Genomic DNA, 19,328 nt, shown 5'->3' with positions numbered 1-19,328 from the left:
AATGGCTTAATTATTTCGTTTTTAGAGTTTTGTTGATCAGCCTAAATCCTAATTGTATTAGCATGATAATAGGACCAGATAACCCAGCTCAGTCCTTAAACCTGTCGCTGTGGGCCCAAAGGCCCACAGCCGGATTGGATATGTAGAATATCTTTTCCCCGTCAGGCATTATATTGTACCCGTCTTTCAATTTATCAGGATCGTATCGTTTCATCATTTCCCCAAGGTCGGCGTATTTGAAATGTACCGATTCAATTTCCTCCTTGCTCAGGTGACCTGGACAATAGGTGATTGAAAAGCGACCTTCTGAACTGCCGTGGATAAGGTGGGCTGCAGCACCAAGGTTGTTTCTCATTTCCTCGTCCTCTTCGACATATTTCAACGTCTTTGGAGTGCCGCAATAGCCATACTGCCTTATAAGACGGTCTATCGTTTTGTCCTCGCCGAATTCCCTCAGTCCGGGTGCAAGTACTATCAAATCGGCACCGTCGGCCAAGGCCATTCTGGTACGATAGATACTCTTGTTGCCAAGCCAGGTGCTTTTAAATTCTCCCGGCTCGAGATAAACAACCACCTTGTTCAAAGGTTCTGCCACCATCTCAAAATTGACTTTTATTGACAGGTCGGCAGCCAGCTCGAATACCTCTTCATCATCGCCTATAAAGATACCACGGGTTACCAGTTTACCGGCACTATTGCGGCCAATTACTGTCTGCACATAGATGATGGGCAGATGAGATGTGAAAGTCTTTGAGGCATAGTTGAGAACCTTGCGAACGGGATTGTTGGCACGACCCATAATACGTTCCATGCCATAGACGGCACCGATAAAGTGGCTTTTATTGATACCTTCCGATCCACCTGTGCCCACGAAGATATTCTTGTTGTAGTTGGCCATACCGATTACCTCGTGGGGGACTACCTGGCCAATAGACAGGATAAGGTCATAGCCTCCCTCCACAAGCATTTTATTGACCTGCACGGGCCAGTCATAGGTGACCTGCCCATTTGTAATTTCTGAGATAAAGGAACCGGGAACTACCCCAAGGGTCACTACATCGTTGCGCCAGTCATGTACCCTGAAAAGGTCATGGGGCACACCAGGAAACATATGTGAAATCTGTTCCTGCGTCATTGGGGCATGGGTCCCCAGTGCTGGAAGTATATCAGTCATTGAATTGCCAAAATACTCCCACGCCAAGGAAGTGAGTATTCCGGCCTGTGAATGGAATCTTGTATAGTCGGGCGGTATTGCAAGCACCTTACTGCGACTGCCCAGTTTTTCAAATGCCACATGCAATGCCTCACGCAGGTCAGCCTGGCTTAACTCCTCATTTTCGGATCCTCTTTGATACAGTACCATAGACAAAGTTTTACCTTATCACTTTTGTATTTCCTTTCCATATACTCCAGACCGAAGCCTCGTCTGAAGGTAGTGCATAATCAGTTACAAAGGTAGTTGCCAGTGCACCTGTTGCCCAGCCAAACTGCAACCACTTTTCCGGTTCCCAACCCCTGAGGATTCCGTAGAGCAGTCCTCCCATAAAGCCGTCACCTCCTCCGATACGGTCAAGAACTCTGATTGGTCTTGGAGCAACTTCGTACCATTCGTCCCCGGCAAGCATCACTCCACCCCAGAGGTGTTCGTTGACACTTATCTCGTTACGGAAGGTTGTTATAAGAACCGAAGCATTGGGGCAGTACTTCCTCATTTGAAGCAGTACCTTTTTAAAGTCAGCCATTGTGTCGTCTACGCTCACACCGTGAGTTTCAGGCATCTCATGTCCTAGACAAAGATTGAAGACTTCCTTGAACCCTATTATTATATCACTCAGAGAAGCAATCTCGTTGAATATCTCTCTCAGTTCTTTTTCCCTTCCTTCCCAGAAAGAAGCTCTAAAGTTAATGTCGAAAGAGATAAGAGTGCCGTATTTCTTTGCAATTCTTGCAAGTTGGACACAAAACCTGCCCGTCTCAGGCGACAGGGCAGCGATAAGACCGGACATGTGGACTATCTGGACCCCTTCCTCCCCGAATATTCTTTCAAGGTCGTAAAAGCTTGAATTAAGCAGTCGACCAACCTCTCCGGCACGGTCGTTCTGAACCTTTGGGCCTCGAACTCCAAAGCCGCTGTCGGCTATATTAAACTGGTGCCTGTATCCCCATGGACCACCCTGGGCAATCTCAGGACCTTCATAATCCAATCTGCGTTTGCGCAGGTCACTCTTGATAAACTCGGCTATTGGACTGTCTTTAACAAAGGCAGTAAGTACCTTGACCGGTAGGCCAAGGTACGCTGGTATGGTAGCCACATTGGTTTCTGCACTTGTGGCCTGCATATGAAAGGTTTCGCTGCAATGTACAGGCTGGTTGTTGGCCGGGGTGATGCGAACTCCCATGCTTGATGGAACAAGCAAGCCCCATTTGCAGTCTTTTCTCAATGTCAAATTCATATCTCCGAAGTTGTTGTTTTATTCAATTTACTCAAGCTCCCCCTTCCATTAGCTATCCTTAACCTATTCAAGCCTTCCTGACTCGTTTGATGGTTTCAATCAGTTCCTTTGACTTCTGGGCTAGAGCCTGATAGTTTCCGCTATCAATAATCTCCCTTGGGAAGAGATTAGATCCCATACCCACACAGAAGACCCCGGCTCTAAACCAACCCGCAAGGTTGGCCTCAGTTGTATCAACACCACCAGTAGGCATGATATTGGTCCAGGGCATGGGGCCTTTGACGGCCTTTACAAAAGAAGGACCACCGATTTCCGAAGCAGGAAAGAGCTTGATAACCTCAGCACCTAGTTCCTGAGCCTTACCTATTTCGCTAATTGTACCACATCCTGGTGCCCATGCCACTCCACGTCGGTTACATAGCTTTGCTATCTCCTCATTCAACAGAGGGGATACAATAAAGTTTGCACCTGACTGAATGAAAATTGCTGCTGTGGCCGCTTCGACAACCGATCCGGCCCCAAGGATCATACCAGGCAGTTCACTAAGCACATATTTATTGAGTTCACTAAAGATCTCATGTGCGAAGTCTCCGCGGTTTACAAATTCAAAAACCCTTATTCCTCCATCATAGCAGGCTTTTACAACCTGCTTGCAAACTTCAATATCTTTGTGGAAGAATACCGGTACCACACCGGTGTCCTTCATTGCCATAAAGACTTCACTGCGACCGTACTTTGCCATTTTATTTTAACTTTTAGGTAACCGCTATACGCTATTTGGCTTTCTCGCACCACCTGCCATGACTCTTTTTCAGATAAAAAAGCAGGGAGGATTGAACACCACAATGTTATCCTATCTGGATACCCTACCAGATGCATCACCATCCATCAGCTTTTCTACCTCGTCGACACTTACCTGGTTGAAGTCACCCAAGATAGTGTGCTTCAGGCATGAAGCTGCTGCTGCAAAGTTCAATGCTTTGGCATCATCACCGGGGTAGCTTAGCAGCCCGTAGATCAGGCCTCCCATAAAGGAGTCGCCTCCTCCTACACGGTCAACTATATGTGTAATCTGATATATTGGGGCTGTGTAGAGCTTTGTTCCGTCATATAGGACACCCGACCATGTATTATGGTTTGCGTTTATAGAACCTCGGAGGGTAGTGATTACTTTCTTTACCCTTGGGAAGCGTTCCATAATTTGTCGTGATACACTGCGGTAAGCCTCAGCTTCCACATGTCCACCTTCGATATTTACACCCTCAGGTTTGATGCCAAGTACCATTGCTGCATCTTCTTCGTTGCCCAGGACTATGTCACAACCTTCAATCAGTTCGGGCATTACCTCACTTGCTTTTTTGCCATACTTCCATAGATTCTTCCTATAGTTAAGATCGGTTGATACTGTTATACCCAATCTATTGGCTGCCTTTATTGCCTCAAGACATACATCTGCGGCACCCTGGGAAACGGCCGGTGTGATACCTGTCCAGTGAAACCAGGTGGCTCCTTCAAATATCTTATCCCAGTCGAAATCACCTTTCTGTACCTGTGAGAAGGACGAGTATGCACGGTCGTAAATTACCTTGGAGGGACGAGCAACTGCGCCTGTTTCGAGAAAGTAAATACCCAGGCGGTCACCACCAAACTTAATGTTACTGGTATCTACACCATATTTTCTAAGCTCCCTAAGGCAGGCCTCTCCAATATCATTCTTTGGGAGGACGGTAACATAAGATGCATCCAACCCGAAATTTGCCAGTGAAACAGCTACATTTGCCTCACCACCTCCGTAGCAGGCATCAAAAGAGTTTGCTTGTGTAAAACGTTGAAATCCGGGTGTAGAGAGTCTGAGCATGATCTCTCCAAACAATACTATTCTTTGTTTCATATAAAGCCGGGTGTTTTTGTCCTATTTTCTCTTTGTATAGAATTATTACATCACAATTTTAAAATCCGAAATACTCTGCTGCATTGCGGTAGGATACTCTCTCAATAAGTTCTTTAAGCAGAGAGTCGTCATTTGGAATGAGTCCCTTCTCAACTTCTCCACCTATGTAGTTACATACTATCCTTCTGAAATACTCATGACGAGGGTAGGAGAGGAAGCTACGTGAGTCGGTAACCATTCCTACAAAATGACTCAGCAATCCAAGAACTGAAAGATCCTTCAGGTGCTTTTCCATTCCGGCCTTTTGGTCGAGAAACCACCAGGCAGCTCCGTATTGCATCTTACCTGCCACACTGCCGTCTTGAAAATTACCCACCATGGTGATAAACATTTCATTATCAGCTGGATTGAGATTGTATAGTATTGATTTTGCTAGCTTGTCCTCATTGTCCAGCAGGTCGAGGAAGCGGGACATCCTGTATGAATCCTGGTTATTGCCTATTGAGTCATGTCCGGTATCCAGGCCCACATTTCTAAAGATGCGAGTATTGTTATTGCGTATAGCGCCAAGGTGAAATTGCTGTACCCAACCGCGTTTGTGGTTCATCTTACAAAGCTCGTACATCATATAGGTGCAGTAAGCCTCATTTTCGTCCACATCCAATGCTTTACCTGACCTAATCTTTTCAAAAGCCTTCGGGGCTTTTGAAACGAAATCCGCAACGTAATACATCCTTGACAGACCATGGTCGGAGGCACGACAGCCCATGCTGTCGAAATATGCATGGCGTTCGTCAAGAACCTCAACCAAAGTGTCCAGATTATTAATAGTCTTTCCGGAAACCTGTTCCAGTCTGGTGATATAGGCATTAAACTCATCCAGCACCTCTGTCTTGATCACATTATCAGGTCTGAATGTAGGCCTGATCTTAATGCTGAAGTCCTTTAGCGCTTGATGGTGTTCAAGAGAATCTACCGGATCGTCGGTGGTACCTACCACCTCTACCTTCATCATTTGAAGCAAACCTCGGGTACCCATGTCTTCACCGGTAAGCATTGCGCTTGCCTTATCGAAGATCATACCGGCATTGGCAGGTGATAGGAGATCAAAGATTCCGAAATATCTTGCAAGTTCAAGGTGGGTCCAGTGATAAAGAGGGTTGCCAAGGGTGTAGGGAACTGTTTCAGCCCATTTTTGGAATTTCTCTCTATAACTCTTTTCCCCGGTGCAGTAGTCTTCATTTACACCATGTGTGCGCATGGCTCTCCACTTGTAATGGTCACCTGCAAGCCAGGCCTCTCCGAGATCCTGGAAGTGATAGTCCTCAGCTATCATGGCAGGAGACAGGTGACAGTGGAAATCTATAATGGGAAGCTGGCTGGCATAGTCATGATAGAGTTGCCTGGCCTTTTTGCCTTCCAACGCAAAGTCTTCATTTATAAAGTGTCCCATTTTTTTGTTATATTGTCGTTAGCGTACACGAAGATACAACTGCATAATTACTATTGCAAATAAAAACTGCGATTAACCGGGATTGGGTTAAGGTCTTTTAATTAAGACTGGAATCTGATTATACATAACTCAATTGCATTTTTAGGAGATGCCTCATCAAAGCCTGGTTACCTAAGCTGGAAAACACATTCTTGCATTTGTTTGTATTTGCTTGAAAAATTGTATTGCTTTAGTTTCCTTTGTGATAAATCCTAATTATATGGACCACCACAACCACTTCCATAGAAGAGAAGCTGAACATGATATGATAGGTGTGAGAAAGCGGATGATTGGTGCTTTCTTGCTAAACTTCTTTTTTACAATTATTGAGTTTATCGCAGGGGCACTGACCAACTCTATGGCCATCCTCTCAGATGCGGTGCACGATCTTGGTGATACGATAGCAATAAGCAGTGCTTTGTGGTTTGAGAAAAAAGCGGAAAAAACCAGGGACCGGAAATACACCTATGGTTATAGGAGGTATTCTACACTTGGTGCATTGCTGACCAGTGGTATTCTGGTGATAGGCTGTGTGCTGATTCTCTATGAATCCATTCCGCGACTAATCAATCCAGAGGAGGTAATGGCAACCGGTATGTTGTGGATGTCCATACTTGGCATCGTCTTCAATGGTCTAGCTGCCCTAAGGTTAAGTGGAGGCGGAAAATCTCTCAATAGCCGCTCTGTTATGTTGCATATGCTTGAAGATGTACTGGGATGGGTAGCCGTCCTTGTAGGGTCAATAATAATCTATTATACATCCTGGTATTGGATAGACCCTTTGCTGTCAATAGGTGTGGCAACATTTATCCTTGTGAATGTGATCAGAAATCTAAGAGATATTCTGAATGTGTTCCTGCAAACTTCCCCGCCAGATTTTAACAGGGACGGTATGGAGAAAGAGTTGCTTGCACTTGATAAGGTCAAAGACCTTCATGACACCCATGTGTGGAGTCTGGATGGGACTTTCAATATTTTGAGTATTCACCTGGTGGTAAATGCAGATGTAACAGTGGCTGATCAGATTGAGATTCGTACCAAGGCTAATAGGATAATACGTAGTTATGGAGTGGATCATCCAACGATAGCCCTGGAGTTTGATGGTGAAGACTGTTCTCAGTGCTGTTGAGGGAGTGCAGGGTGTATGAAAAGAAAACAGGCTACCGAGAGGTAGCCTGTTTTTCATATCCGATCAATAAGAATTAACGGTGATATCCGCCACCGCTTCTTCTATCGCTGCCATAGCTTCCGCCTCTTTGATTTCCGGAAGGACGACGTCTTTCACCGCCTCCACCTTCTTTTCTCTCTACAGACTTATTGACCACGATAGTACGTCCGCCAACTTGTGAGTTGTTCAGTTCATCAATAGCCTTTTGAGCTTCTGCATCATCGGGCATTTCAACAAAACCGAATCCACGGCTTTTTCCTGAAAACTTGTCAGTAATGATACGTGCGGATGATACTTCACCATAAGCTTCAAATAGCTCTCTTAATTCAGCTTCAGCCAAACGAAAGGGTAAGCTGCCAACAAAAATGTTCATTCTAAGGTATTTAAGAAATTAATAAGTGATTTAAAGATAGGAGATTTTTTTCAAGTATGCGCAAATAATAATTTTTTTGCAAAAATATTTCATACGATACATATTGGTATTGACTGAAACATCCGCTACACTTAATTATCTATCCCTTTACTCCTCTGTATCAACAATCACAATCTTCTCAATCAGGTCTCCCTGACGGATCTGGTCAATGACTTCAAGGCCTTCAAATACTTTGCCGAAACAAGTATGACGTCTGTCCAAATGAGCTGTGTTCTTCCTGCTGTGGCAGATAAAGAATTGAGAGCCGCCAGTGTCTCTTCCTGCATGAGCCATACTGATGACTCCTCTGTCGTGGTACTGGTTGTTTCCATCCAGTTCACATTTGATCGCGTAGCCAGGACCTCCTGAGCCTACTCTTGGATTTCCTGCTTCCCTGGAATAAGGGCAGCCTCCCTGAATCACAAAGTCGGGTATTACCCTGTGAAATCGTAATCCGTCATAAAAACCTTCTTCAGCCAGCTTGATAAAGTTGGCCACAGTTCCCGGAGCATCTTCAAAGTAAAAATGTAGTTTCATTACCCCTTTGGAAGTGTGAATCTCTGCTGTCTTCATTATTGCTTTATTAATATTTAAAGTATAAAAGTAGAGATATTATGTTGCAGAACAAACAGGTCTTTCAAATTATTTGAGACAGTCTCAAAGCACTTACTTTTATTTCATATATTTGCGATTAAATCCTGCTGGCGGTAAGACTAAAGCAGGCATTCACCAAGCAATATAGTACTGGATGATAAAAGTGCCTGACATATATCAGATCAAGATAGAGCTGAGAGAAATCAAACCTTCAGTATGGAGGCGTCTGCTTGTTCCTGATGACTTGTTTCTGCATGACCTGCATAAGGTTATTCAAACAGCCATGGGCTGGGAGAATACGCACATGCACCAGTATGAAAAGAACGGCAGGATATTCGGCATCGGAGATGAGGATTATTCGAATATGCCCAACTTTATGGACTATACCTCCATCAGGCTTAAGGACATCCTGAAGAAGAGAGATGACAGTTTCCAGTATGTATATGACCTTGGAGACTACTGGATTCATGACGTAGTGCTGGAGGATATACACGAACCTGAAAATACTGCAATTTATCCAGTATGTGTTGATGGTGAAAGAAATTGCCCACCTGAGGATTGCGGAGGTCCACAGGGATACCAACAGATGCTCAAGGTTCTAAATCATCCCGGACACCCCGACCGAGAAGAGTTAATGGAGTGGTTGGATTATGACTGGGATGCAGATGAGTTTGATATAGATTATGTAAATAGTCTGTTGCTTGAGGATGACTTCGGTTGTCTGCCAATGATAGACTGACAGAATAAGAAAGAGGATCCGGCTGGATCCCCTTTTATTTTTTACCAGAGTTGATTCTATTTGATTGCAATAAGCTCTACTTCGAATATCAGAGTTTCTTCGGGACCAATTTTTTCTCCGCTGCCGTTTTCACCATAACCTAGGTTTGCAGGAATATAGAGCTTCCACTTCGATCCGACCGGCATCATCTTCAGAGCTTCCTGCCAACCTTTAATGACATCTGTTACTTTGAATTCAGCAGGTTCGTTGCTTTCAACCGAACTGTCAAACACGGTTCCGTCGATTAAGGTGCCTCTATAGTGTACTTTTACAACGTCGTTTTCTGTTGGAGTCTGGCCATTGCCTTCAACTAACACTTTGTATTGGAGGCCGCTCTCAAGTTGTATCACACCTTCACGCTTTGCATTCTCTTCAAGGAAGGCCTTGCCCTTTACCCGGTTGCTGTCAGCCTTTGCATTATGCATTTCTTCCAGTTTTCTTTGCCTTGCCAGGTAAACTCCGTCAAGGAAAATATCTGCGTCCATTTCGTTAAAGTAGGATTTGTTGTAGGCTACTTTATTGATAAAGGCAGTGTGATATATCTCCTCGTTAAACTCCCCAAATGAGTTTTTCATAAACTCGACATATTCCTTCTTCAATGTTGACTTTGAAAAGGCTCGTGCCAGATCCTTTCTGTCCAGTGTGTCAAATGGGATACGCTCAAAGTTCATCATATACTGATTAGCACTCATGAAGCCCAATGCATAGCTAACGCTATCGACAGTATTCTTCATTTCAACCTTGCCCGATCCTGGTACTTTCAACCTGCATGCAGGTAACAATGCAATAAGCAGAAAGATGCCAATGACATAAGAGTACTTTTTCATAGATCTCTCAGATTTAAGTCCAATAAATTATGAGTTAATACTTCAAATGCTGCGAATTTACAGTGAAATTATGCAATTGGAAAATTTTCCGTGAAGATTTCAAACACCCTGATATGTAGCCCTGATCATCTGTCTTTTTCCGGGAGGACCGGGAAGTCTTTCGACCCAAAAGCCGGCAGCCTGTAAGGCTCTGCGAACTGAGCCCTTGGCCGAGTATGTGGTAAGGATTCCTCCGGGAGCAGTCATTGAGGCAATGTTGGCAAACATTGCCTCTGTCCATAATTCAGGCTGCTTATCCGGACCAAAGGCATCGAAATAAATCAGGTTGAATTTCAGGTCCGACCTGAAATCTTGAAAGTCACACCAGTGTTTTGTAAGATAGAAGTCATCAGTGAGCTTGTGTGCTTTGTCCCACTCAACACTGTGCATTGTGTCAAACAGGTCTCGCAGTTGACCTGAACCCAGGAGTTCGGGGTAGTTTAATTGGGACACAAGATTTGAAGCAACCGGGTATTTTTCAAGGCTATGGTATTGAATTGTGGATGTCGGTTTATGGATTAGTGTGAGTAAGGCGTTGAGCCCTGTTCCGAAGCCCACCTCTAATATAGTTAAAGGATCTGTGTCACTACATTGCTCAAGTCCTGCATTGATAAATATATGCAAGGACTCTTGGATGGCTCCATGCCACGAATGATAATGCTCATCAAATGATGGGACATATAAGGTGGCACTGCCGTCTTCCGAAATCTTTAAGACCCTTTCTTCTGTCACTTTACCATATTGTCAGTTGCCTGTACAACTTATTGATGCGGGGTTGAATAAACCAGAGTCCTATGGGGAAAAAGAGCAGAAGTATAAACTCTTTGGTGAAATTCTCAAACCTGGCTTTCTTACCAGTTTCTGCCGACTTTAACAGTTTGGCTGTAAAATAAAAGCAGTAAAACTTACCAATCATAAATATAAGCTGTAGCGGTATGGCATATAGGAGTGTGGAATACAACATGTTGGCTGCAGATAGTTTTCCCATATAAATCGTAGATGCTCCATAGACCCAAAATGCTATAAACAATACTGTGACCAATAGTGGAATCCAAACAAAAAGACGGAATGCCTTGTTGGAAAACATCTCTCTGACCGGTGATGCCTTATAATAAGCATTGCCAAGGGCCCACATCCATAAGTATAAAACTACTTCTGTTGTAAGTATAATGGCTGATACAGCAAAAAACATATACGCACCGTTTATCCAGTAACCTGGTACAAACTGAATAGAGGTAGCTATTGCAAGTGGTAATATAAAAACCAGGAAAAACAGTAATATACTCTTGATGCTGAGGAAGAATCCCCAGATGCTCTTTGACTTTAACTCATCACTCATAAATCTCCTTTTGTGATTTTCAAACAAAATAATTATCCAGCTATAACGATGAAAAAGCTTTTCGGTTTCAAAAAATTCTGTTTTCAGCACTATTGCTAGGAAAAATTATCTTGGAGCCAGTTTGATATTGAGGTTAAGTGTTCCGAATGCCTTCATGTCAGAAGGTTTGATTGATTTCTCTATATCCTGCATCATCCTTTTGCGGAAGTAAATTGTATATTCTTCGTTACTAAGTAGATGGAAGGAGTAATTGCCCTTTTCATCACTTTCAAGGTTGGCCACAGGAATGCCATTCTTCTTAAATATGCTGATGGATACAGCTTCCTCTGCTTCACCTGTGATATCGTTGGTAATAGTTCCCCGTATCTGAGTGAATCTGAGTGGAACCAAAGTGCGGAAGGCATATATATCGTCACTTCCTTCACCTCCGGGCCTGTTTGATGCAAAGTAGCCACCGCTGTCATCATATAGGATGGTAATACCGAAATCATCATAAGGAGTATTGATGTCCGGACCCAGGTTATGTGGATTTGAAAAACCATATTCACCAGGTAACACAACAAAGATGTCAAGTCCACCAAGCCCCGGCAATCCATCAGAAGCAAAAAACAGTCTTCCGTTGGTATCAACAAAGGGGAATACCTCATTACCTGCAGTGTTGATTCCCGGACCCAGGTTAACAGGCTGGGAGAAAAAGCCTCCCTTAAGTTCGCTATAATACAAATCCATGCCTCCATAACCACCGGGCATATTTGAGGCAAAGTAAAGCCTCTGGTTGTCCGGGCTGATTGCAGGATGAGCAATAGAATAACCCTTTAGCTTAAGTGGCAGGGTTGCAAGGGTTGTGTTCCATTTACCTTCTCGCTTTGATAAAGTAAATATATCAAGTTCGCTGACCCCTTCTTGTGTCAGCACTGTGTTGCGTGTAATATAGACTAGGTTTCCATCATGTGAAAAACTTACTGGACCATCATTTAGTTCGGTTCTTATCCTCGGCAGGAAGGGAGTAGGAATACCTGTAGTAGCCAGTTCTTCCAGCTCTGCAACATAGAGACTGTAGAATGGTTTGTTATTGCGTGAGTCAAGGTATCTGACCACACTGTTCTCAGGTGTGTTTGACGAGAAAACAAGTTTGTTTCCGTCATAGAGAGCAGGTCCAATTTCCGAGTAAGGGGTGTTGATGCTGAGCTTTACAATCTCAAACCTACCTGAGTCAGATCTTACAGTTCTTAGATATTCTTCAGGAGATAATCCTTGTTGCGGAGTCTGGGTCCGGGTTATTGCCCTGAAACGGTTTAAATATATATCTGATTCCTCATATCTTTTTAAGGTTCTTAGAGTCTGCCCCAGGTGATAATATGTTTCAGCATCCACATCATGAAATTCAATAGCTTTTTCATACCATTCCACTGCATGGGTAGGCATATCCAACAGGCGGTAACAGTCGGCAATCCTCTTGGTGACGTAATATTTTGACTCGTTTTTCTTTTCCAGTTTCTGGTAGATATTCAATGCTTTGGAATAGTCAAAGCGTCCAAAGGCCTTGTCTGCCTTATGGAGTGCCTTGCTTTGGGCCGGGAGCGTCATGCAAAAACCAAGTATCATAAATGCAATGAGCATAAGCCTTAGCAGTACGGAGGGTCTATGCAACCTGACCTGGAACGAACAGTGTGTCTGAGACCTTTTCATATCAGAAATATCTTGGATTTAGCACTTTATCTTTTTTGAAACTAAACTCAAAACCTATCATAAATTCATGGGAGCTGCCAAATTTGGATGCCAGACTATCGAAGCTTGTGTCATATGCATAACCGATAGAAAACTGATTGCCAAGTTTCAGACTTACTATACCTCCTGCACTCTTGGGATCTCTGTAAAATACTCCGGCGCTTATCCTATCCTTGATAAACAAGGTAAGGTTGGCATCAGCTGAAAGGGGGGAGCTCTCATTCAATCGCAACATAAATGATGGTTTAAGTACAAAGTCCTGATTTATGTGAAATACTACACCTCCCATTAATAAGTAGATACGTTTCTCGTCAATAGTATAGGAACCTGGTACTACCTCGTTTTCAACCGAATTCTCAAGCAGTCGTGGGGCAGAGATTCCGAGATAAAACTTGTCTGACCAAAGATAGGTTCCAAATCCGAAGTTGGGTAGCATCTGTGCCTCCGGGGTTTCAAAATAGGCTGCCTCCTCTGGCGACGCCTCTGCTATCAGTTTTGAAAAGTCGGTCTTATAATGGCTGAATCCACCCTTCAGTCCTAATGATAGCTTTACCGAACGTGATAGATTAAGGTGGTAAGAATAGTCAAACCAGGCAGATGTGTTGGCTGTGGGACCTATCTCATCGCGGATAAATGTAAGCCCTGTTGCAAAGCTCTTTGCAGTGAATGGGGTATGGATAGTGAAGGTCTGTGTAGAAGGTGCATCATCAAATCCAATCCATTGATGCCTTGATGTAACCATTGCATGTAACATACCTGAGGTTCCGGCATAGGCAGGGTTAAATGCAAGTGTGTTAAACATATACTGTGTCAGCAGAGGATCCTGCTGCCCCGTGGCTGCATGGGGCAGCACACAGAACAGTAAAGGGATCAGTATCTTATAGATTGAGCGCTTCATTATTTTTGTTTTCACCGTTTATCAAAACATTTATCGTTTCAGATATATACTTCCCTTGTAATAGTCATTACCCACTCTAAGGATGTAGTAATATACACCTTCGGGAAGATTGCCTGAGCCAAATAGGTTCTGGTTTGTTGTTCCATCCCAACTGTTATCATAGGGCGATTTATGGTAAATTACACCTCCCCATCTATTGAAGATTGACAGTTCGTTGTCGTTATAGTCTACTATACCCTGAATCTTCCAGGTTGATTCAAGGGCTGGGATAAAGTACCTGGGCATATGTAATCTGTCGGCACAGTCGTCGTATTCGTCGATATAGTTGGGTGTCCCGTCTCCGTCACAGTCGGATGTGCCCTCTGACGCATCAGGCATTCCGTCACCATCTGAATCCAAATCCAGGTAGTCGGGAACTCCGTCACCATCTGTATCAACTGGGCTGTCGTTGTCACATGCATCGCTTATTCCCGATTCTATGTAGTCGGGTATTCCGTCATTATCTGAATCAGTATCCAGATAATCGGGAGTTCCGTCTTTGTCAGTATCACGATCCAGCGTTTCTACAAAGTCGGGTATGCCATCACCATCGCTATCAAGTGGCATAATGCTGATAATAATCAGTGCATCTGAGCATGCCCCATGAATGTCACATACTCTATATATAATTGTGTCGGTATTACAGTATGCTCCCGGATATGAACTATATTCGAAGCTACCGTCTGCGCTTAAGGTGAATGTGCCAAATTTTGTCGGAGATTCGCTTACTGCTGAGACAGACATTGCCTCATTCTCTGTTTCTGAATCATTGTCAAGCACATTGATTGATGCAATTGACATATCAAACATGGCAATCTCATCATTAGCTGTGACAGGAGCATCATTCACTGCATTTATTGTGAAAAATACGGATGCTGAAGCACAAAGTGGCGGATGACCAAGGTCACAGAATGTGTAAACCAACTTGTCTATACCATAATAATTTGGATTGGGAATATAGATCAAATCTCCACTTTCCCCTGAATAATCAATAGTGCCATGTGCCGGAGCTTCAAGAATTGTAAGGGATAGGGGGTCAATATTGTTGTTGGGATCACTATCATTATCAAGCGGGTTAAACAACAATGGCTCATCTTCATTCAGAGTCAGATAATCATCTTCAGCATGCGGAGGACCATTACCTGCGGTAACCCACAAGGTAGCTGTAGCCTGGCTGCATGCTCCCTCAGTATCACAGACTGAATAAACAAATGCATCATCTCCAAAATATTCAGGATCCGGCAGATAGAATACGCTTCCATCAGTATTGACAGTAATTGTCCCATGCTCTGCATTCGTGACTATTGTAACAGATGCCGGGTTAATATTGTCTTCTGGGTCAACATCATTATCCAGTATTCTTAGTGTTGCACCTGCTGCATTTATGTTGCTGTAGCTGTCACTGGATGGTTGTGGTGCATCATTTACAGGACTTATTGTAATGTTGACCACAGCCTCTCCCCAGGCACCATCTGGGTCGGTAATCCTGTATCTGAAGCTGTCGCTTCCGTTGTAGTCATGTGAAGGACTATAAACAATACCGTTGGGGTTGGTAGCTACCTGAACAGTACCATGAGATGGTAGTTGGGCTATTGTGATGACTAGCTGCTCGTTTTCGTTGTCAACATCATAGTCATTTGACAAAACATCCATGAATACGGGATTGTCTTCTAGTATTGTCCTGTTGTCATCCACCGCAACAGGGGCATCGTTGACAGGAAGGACTGTAATAAATACTGCCGCTTCTCCACAATAGCCTGTTTCATCGCATGCTTTGTAAACCAGTGAATCATTGCCATTGTAGTTGAGTGCCGAGGTGTAAATTATTACTCCCTTGACAGGGTCAACTGTAGCAATTCCGTTTGCAGGTTGGGTGACAATAATTATTGTTGATGGATCAATATTATCCTGCGGGTCTGTATCATTTGCAACTACATCCAGTTCGGTAGCCTCGTCCTCATTGACAGTAAAACTGTCATTAACCACAACAGGAGCCTGATTGGTAACCTGAATACTGATTGTCGAGACGTTACTCCTAAGTCCGGTTGCATCTGCCACACTGTAGTCAAAGCTGTCATTGCCTGAATAAGCCTCTTCAGGTGTGTAAATCAGTTCACCGGCATTAGCACCCAGACTAATACTTCCATGGCCGGGTGAGTTTTCAATTACAATAGTTGAATAATCTACGTCATTTTCAGGGTCACTTACGAGTTGATATATTGGGATGACTACAGATTGATTTTCCTTTGTAGAGTAAAGTCTGCTTGTGGATACTGGCGAATCGGGAACTGGATGGACATTAATATCCGCACGTGCCACATTACTTATTAGGCCGGTTGCATCCCGCACTGTATAGGTGAAATAGTCACTGCCATTGAAATTGAGTGCAGGAGTGTATTTTACAACTCCGTTGCCTTGATAAACAACATTTCCGGAAGTGGGTTGATTCACAATAGTGAAAGTCTCGGGCATAATGTCATCATCAACGTCATTTGTAAGCACATTGAAGGTTACCGGTGTATCCTCATCAGTAGAGGCGAGGTCATCCACAGCAAGCGGGGAGCGACGCGTTACATCGATGAAGATTTTTGCAGTAGTACACTGTGCAGGCAAAGGATAACCAAGGTCACATATCTCATATTCAGCAGTATCCTTTCCAAAGAAGCCCAAATGCGGACTATAGCTTATGTTCTTGTTGGCCAGTATTATAATACTTCCTTTTGAAGGTTGTTTGGTGATTCTTAAAGTATTTGTTGCCAAACCTCCGTTTCCGCCATCTGCTGCATCATTGTCATTGGCAAGGATGTCGAAAATAATGCCTGTGCCTTCTGTAGTATAGATATAATCATCCAGTGCAACTGGAGGGTCATTTACTGCATTGACCATTATTCTGAGTCTTGCGCTAGCGGTATACTCTCCATCACTTATATTGTAAAAGATATCCGGGTAAAGACCGTAAAAATTAACTCCTGGTGTGAATGTAAAGCTTCCGTTTGCTCTGACAATGATTTTCCCCTGGGTAAGGTCCGCTGTACTACCGGCACTATAATTGGTGACACCAATAGTGAAACCTGTAACACTAATATTGTCGTTGTCAGGATCGCTGTCGTTGATGAGGATTCCTTCAGCAGCAGTTACATCCAGGATAATATCCTCAGTAGTTGTGTAGAGGTTGTTGGCTGCTACTGGCGGGTCATTTACTGGATTTACAATAATTGACAGGATTCCTGTAGCAGACAGTGTACCGTCAGAAATTGAATAGTTTATGAGCGGAATAGTACCATTGTAGTTTAGTTTGGGCAGATACTCCAGTTTTCCATTCGCAAAAATAGTAAGTGAACCATAGTCTGGTAGGACTGCAGTCTGACCTGCTACATAAGTAGTTCCGGCTATTGTAAAACCTGTGACTTGAAGTGGATTCATATCCGGATCACTGTCATTTTCAAGGAGTCCGGGAGCATTGACTGCAAGAGTCTGATCTTCATTTGTGGTGTAAAGATCGTCGGTTGCAACCGGGGCACTGTTTCCAACTGTTACCGAAACTGATGCCTCGTTATTTCCGGGATTGGTATCGAGTTCGGTAGCTGTTACCGTAGCTGAATTGGTGTAGTTAACCCCCAGTTTTACTGTAGCCTTAATCTTTAACTCAACAGAAGTTCCCATAGTAATATTACCCAGGTTCCATGCCCCTGTAGATGAATTATAGGTACCACTTCCAGTATATTCCTTGAAGAGGAAGCCGTCAGGAAGCAGGTCGTTTACTGTCACACCAGTTGCAGTACTGGGACCGGCGTTTGATATAACTATTGTAAACTCTACATCATCACCAATCTTTGGATTGGCGATGTTGACTGTCTTGGTAATCGCAAGGTCGGCAACAGGTTTTGGATTTACATTCAGAGTAACAATATTATTGCTGCTCTGCGGGTCAGTTGTCACTGAAGTGACACTTGCAGTGTTATTATATGTTCCTGTACTGAGCACTTTCGCAACTATGATCAGGGTGACTTCTGATCCAGAAACAAGTTCCCCTATGTTCCATGTTGGGGCAGTCCATGTACCTGTCACCGTTGTTGCAGAAACCAACTCATACCCTGAAGGCAGGATGTCTGTTGCAACAACCGAAAAGGCTTTGCCAGGGCCTTCATTTTTAACTTTTATCGTGAAAGTGATATTACTGCCAACATTAGGTTCGGTATTGCCAGCAGTCTTTGTAATTACCAGATTGGCAATATCATCGTCATTAATAGTAGTAACAGCAGAGGCCTGGGCTATTGAGATTTGTTGATTATTTATATTGACTATACTTATAATACCTGTAAACGTTTCCTCTGGCTCTGATATTTCGTCACCCAGAATAGTAACCGGAATGTCCACAGTTGTCTGACCGCCAGAAATCAATATAGTCTGACCAGGAACAGCAATATAGTCGCTGCCTGAAAGCGCTGTGCCGTCTGAAGTATTGAAAAGCAGTTCAACAGCTTCCTGTGCAGCCCCGCTCATTGTAACGGTGAAGTTGGCTGTTTGAGAGGTATTCGTTTCAGTAACAGTAAAGCCGGCTAAGCTGATAGTTACGGCATCGTCATCAGTTATCGTTGCAATACCTGTGTCATCAGCAATTGAAACGCCATAGCCTGTCTGATCCGATAGTATTACCTGAAATGTCTCTGTAGGCTCAGCTATTGCATCGTTTACTACTGGAATGCTGATGGTTTTAGTTTCACCTGCTGTTCCAGTAAAGGTCAGAGTTCCATTGGTTGCAGTAAAGTCATTACTTGGGGTAGCAGATACTGGGTTTGTTGTGTATTTAACGGTAGCACCACCTTGTACTGCATGACTTAATGTAACTGTAAACACAGCAGTTCCTGCGTTTTCGCTGACAGTTATATCATTTATTGAGAAGGACGCAAAGTCATCATTTTCGATTGTTGCAATAGCGGTGGGCTGAGATATTGTGACCTGCTGCCCGTTAATGTTGGAAATACTAATTGTGCCCATGAAGGTCTCATCAGGCTCTGCAACAGCATCTCCAAATATAGTAACAGGTACAAGGACAGACGTTGTATTTGAAGGAATTGTAACATTATGGTTTGTAATGCCTTCATAATCACTGCCTGCAGCTGCCGTTCCATCTGAAGTGTTGAAAAGAAGGATGATAGTTTCCTGCGCAGGACCAGTCATACTTATCTCGAAGTTGCCCTGACCAGATGTATTACCTTCGCTAATTGAGAGCCCGGTAATACTTAGTGAAGGTGTATCGTTATCTTCAAGATTAATATCCAATAAAGCAGTGTTATAGTTTACGCTAGTGTCGCTAACTGAGGTAATAGATACTGATATTGTCTTTGTAGGTTCAGCAATATCGTCGTCAATGATAATTAGCTCAATTTCTGCACTGGTTTGTTCTGCAGCTATGGTAACAGAAGATACTGGAGTATAGTCAACTGATTGTGCAGCAGATCCGGAATAGCTTAAATCTACTGTGAATTCAAAGTCGTATACGGGATCAACTATTATCTGGAACTTTGCATTCCCAACACCTTCTTTAGCGTTTTGTATTAATTCAAGTCTTACTTCCTGCGCGATTGCACTTTGAACCATCAACGCAAATAAGAAAATCCACAGAGATCTGATCATAACAGGCAGTTTACATGATAGCGAAAGCTAAAT

Annotated in this window: 15 protein-coding genes; 2 read left to right on the top strand and 13 right to left on the bottom strand. The window is 43.5% G+C overall.

Going from position 1 to position 19,328, the window contains the following annotated elements; genetic code table 11:
• Nucleotides 1-88 precede the first annotated feature (88 nt).
• The 5 genes from M9189_RS09995 to uxaC form a co-directional block, all read right to left on the bottom strand.
• The gene (locus M9189_RS09995; protein ID WP_250722866.1) at nucleotides 89-1,363 is read right to left on the bottom strand and encodes a nickel-dependent putative hexonate epimerase; all 1,275 of its coding nucleotides are present in this window, start codon (nucleotides 1,361-1,363) and stop codon (nucleotides 89-91) included.
• Nucleotides 1,364-1,373: 10 nt separating this feature from the next.
• Nucleotides 1,374-2,453, bottom strand: a complete 1,080-nt coding sequence (locus M9189_RS09990; protein WP_250722864.1) for a PfkB family carbohydrate kinase — start codon at nucleotides 2,451-2,453, stop codon at nucleotides 1,374-1,376.
• Between the two features lie 67 nt (nucleotides 2,454-2,520).
• Complete coding sequence (locus M9189_RS09985) at nucleotides 2,521-3,195, bottom strand: bifunctional 4-hydroxy-2-oxoglutarate aldolase/2-dehydro-3-deoxy-phosphogluconate aldolase (RefSeq protein ID WP_250722862.1); 675 nt, start codon at nucleotides 3,193-3,195, stop codon at nucleotides 2,521-2,523.
• A gap of 111 nt (nucleotides 3,196-3,306) precedes the next feature.
• Nucleotides 3,307-4,344 carry a sugar kinase gene (locus M9189_RS09980; RefSeq protein WP_250722860.1) on the bottom strand — a complete coding sequence of 346 codons (1,038 nt, stop codon included), beginning with the start codon at nucleotides 4,342-4,344 and terminating at the stop codon, nucleotides 3,307-3,309.
• A 58-nt stretch (nucleotides 4,345-4,402) separates the two neighbouring features.
• On the bottom strand, nucleotides 4,403-5,797 hold the full coding sequence (uxaC, locus tag M9189_RS09975) for a glucuronate isomerase (protein WP_250722858.1): 1,395 nt from the start codon (nucleotides 5,795-5,797) through the stop codon (nucleotides 4,403-4,405).
• 259 nt (nucleotides 5,798-6,056) lie between these two features.
• Here uxaC and M9189_RS09970 point away from each other — a divergent pair, with 259 nt between their 5' ends.
• Complete coding sequence (locus M9189_RS09970; RefSeq protein WP_250722856.1) at nucleotides 6,057-6,965, top strand: cation diffusion facilitator family transporter; 909 nt, start codon at nucleotides 6,057-6,059, stop codon at nucleotides 6,963-6,965.
• A gap of 73 nt (nucleotides 6,966-7,038) precedes the next feature.
• Here the strand turns inward: M9189_RS09970 and M9189_RS09965 are convergent, their stop codons facing one another.
• The gene (locus tag M9189_RS09965) at nucleotides 7,039-7,377 is read right to left on the bottom strand and encodes an RNA recognition motif domain-containing protein (RefSeq protein WP_250722854.1); all 339 of its coding nucleotides are present in this window, start codon (nucleotides 7,375-7,377) and stop codon (nucleotides 7,039-7,041) included.
• A gap of 147 nt (nucleotides 7,378-7,524) precedes the next feature.
• Nucleotides 7,525-7,989 (bottom strand): peptidylprolyl isomerase, encoded by a 465-nt coding sequence (locus M9189_RS09960; protein ID WP_250722852.1) that lies wholly within the window; start codon nucleotides 7,987-7,989, stop codon nucleotides 7,525-7,527.
• A 175-nt stretch (nucleotides 7,990-8,164) separates the two neighbouring features.
• Between M9189_RS09960 and M9189_RS09955 the strand changes: the two genes are divergently transcribed.
• Complete coding sequence (locus M9189_RS09955; protein WP_250722850.1) at nucleotides 8,165-8,749, top strand: plasmid pRiA4b ORF-3 family protein; 585 nt, start codon at nucleotides 8,165-8,167, stop codon at nucleotides 8,747-8,749.
• 56 nt (nucleotides 8,750-8,805) lie between these two features.
• On the opposite strand, the gene M9189_RS09950 is transcribed toward M9189_RS09955, so the two are convergent.
• The 6 genes from M9189_RS09950 to M9189_RS09925 form a co-directional block, all read right to left on the bottom strand.
• Nucleotides 8,806-9,615, bottom strand: a complete 810-nt coding sequence (locus M9189_RS09950) for a BamJ family beta-barrel-assembly machinery protein (protein ID WP_250722848.1) — start codon at nucleotides 9,613-9,615, stop codon at nucleotides 8,806-8,808.
• Between the two features lie 99 nt (nucleotides 9,616-9,714).
• A complete protein-coding gene (gene mnmC2 / locus M9189_RS09945; RefSeq protein WP_250722846.1) occupies nucleotides 9,715-10,386 on the bottom strand; it encodes a tRNA (5-methylaminomethyl-2-thiouridine)(34)-methyltransferase MnmC2 in 672 nt (223 codons plus the stop codon).
• Nucleotide 10,387: 1 nt separating this feature from the next.
• Nucleotides 10,388-10,993: a hypothetical protein gene (locus M9189_RS09940; RefSeq protein WP_250722844.1), complete on the bottom strand. Its 606-nt coding sequence runs from the start codon at nucleotides 10,991-10,993 to the stop codon at nucleotides 10,388-10,390.
• 105 nt (nucleotides 10,994-11,098) lie between these two features.
• On the bottom strand, nucleotides 11,099-12,682 hold the full coding sequence (locus tag M9189_RS09935; protein WP_250722843.1) for a hypothetical protein: 1,584 nt from the start codon (nucleotides 12,680-12,682) through the stop codon (nucleotides 11,099-11,101).
• 1 nt (nucleotide 12,683) lies between these two features.
• Nucleotides 12,684-13,619 (bottom strand): PorP/SprF family type IX secretion system membrane protein, encoded by a 936-nt coding sequence (locus M9189_RS09930; protein ID WP_250722841.1) that lies wholly within the window; start codon nucleotides 13,617-13,619, stop codon nucleotides 12,684-12,686.
• Between the two features lie 30 nt (nucleotides 13,620-13,649).
• The gene (locus tag M9189_RS09925) at nucleotides 13,650-19,295 is read right to left on the bottom strand and encodes an Ig-like domain-containing protein (protein WP_250722839.1); all 5,646 of its coding nucleotides are present in this window, start codon (nucleotides 19,293-19,295) and stop codon (nucleotides 13,650-13,652) included.
• Nucleotides 19,296-19,328 lie beyond the last annotated feature (33 nt).

The sequence above is a fragment of the Xiashengella succiniciproducens genome (assembly GCF_023674465.1).
In the GTDB taxonomy this organism is placed as follows: Bacteria; Bacteroidota; Bacteroidia; order Bacteroidales; family Marinilabiliaceae; genus Geofilum; species Geofilum succiniciproducens.
Note: the sequence above shows the minus strand (reverse complement) of the source record. Positions and strands in the feature narration are given on the sequence as shown.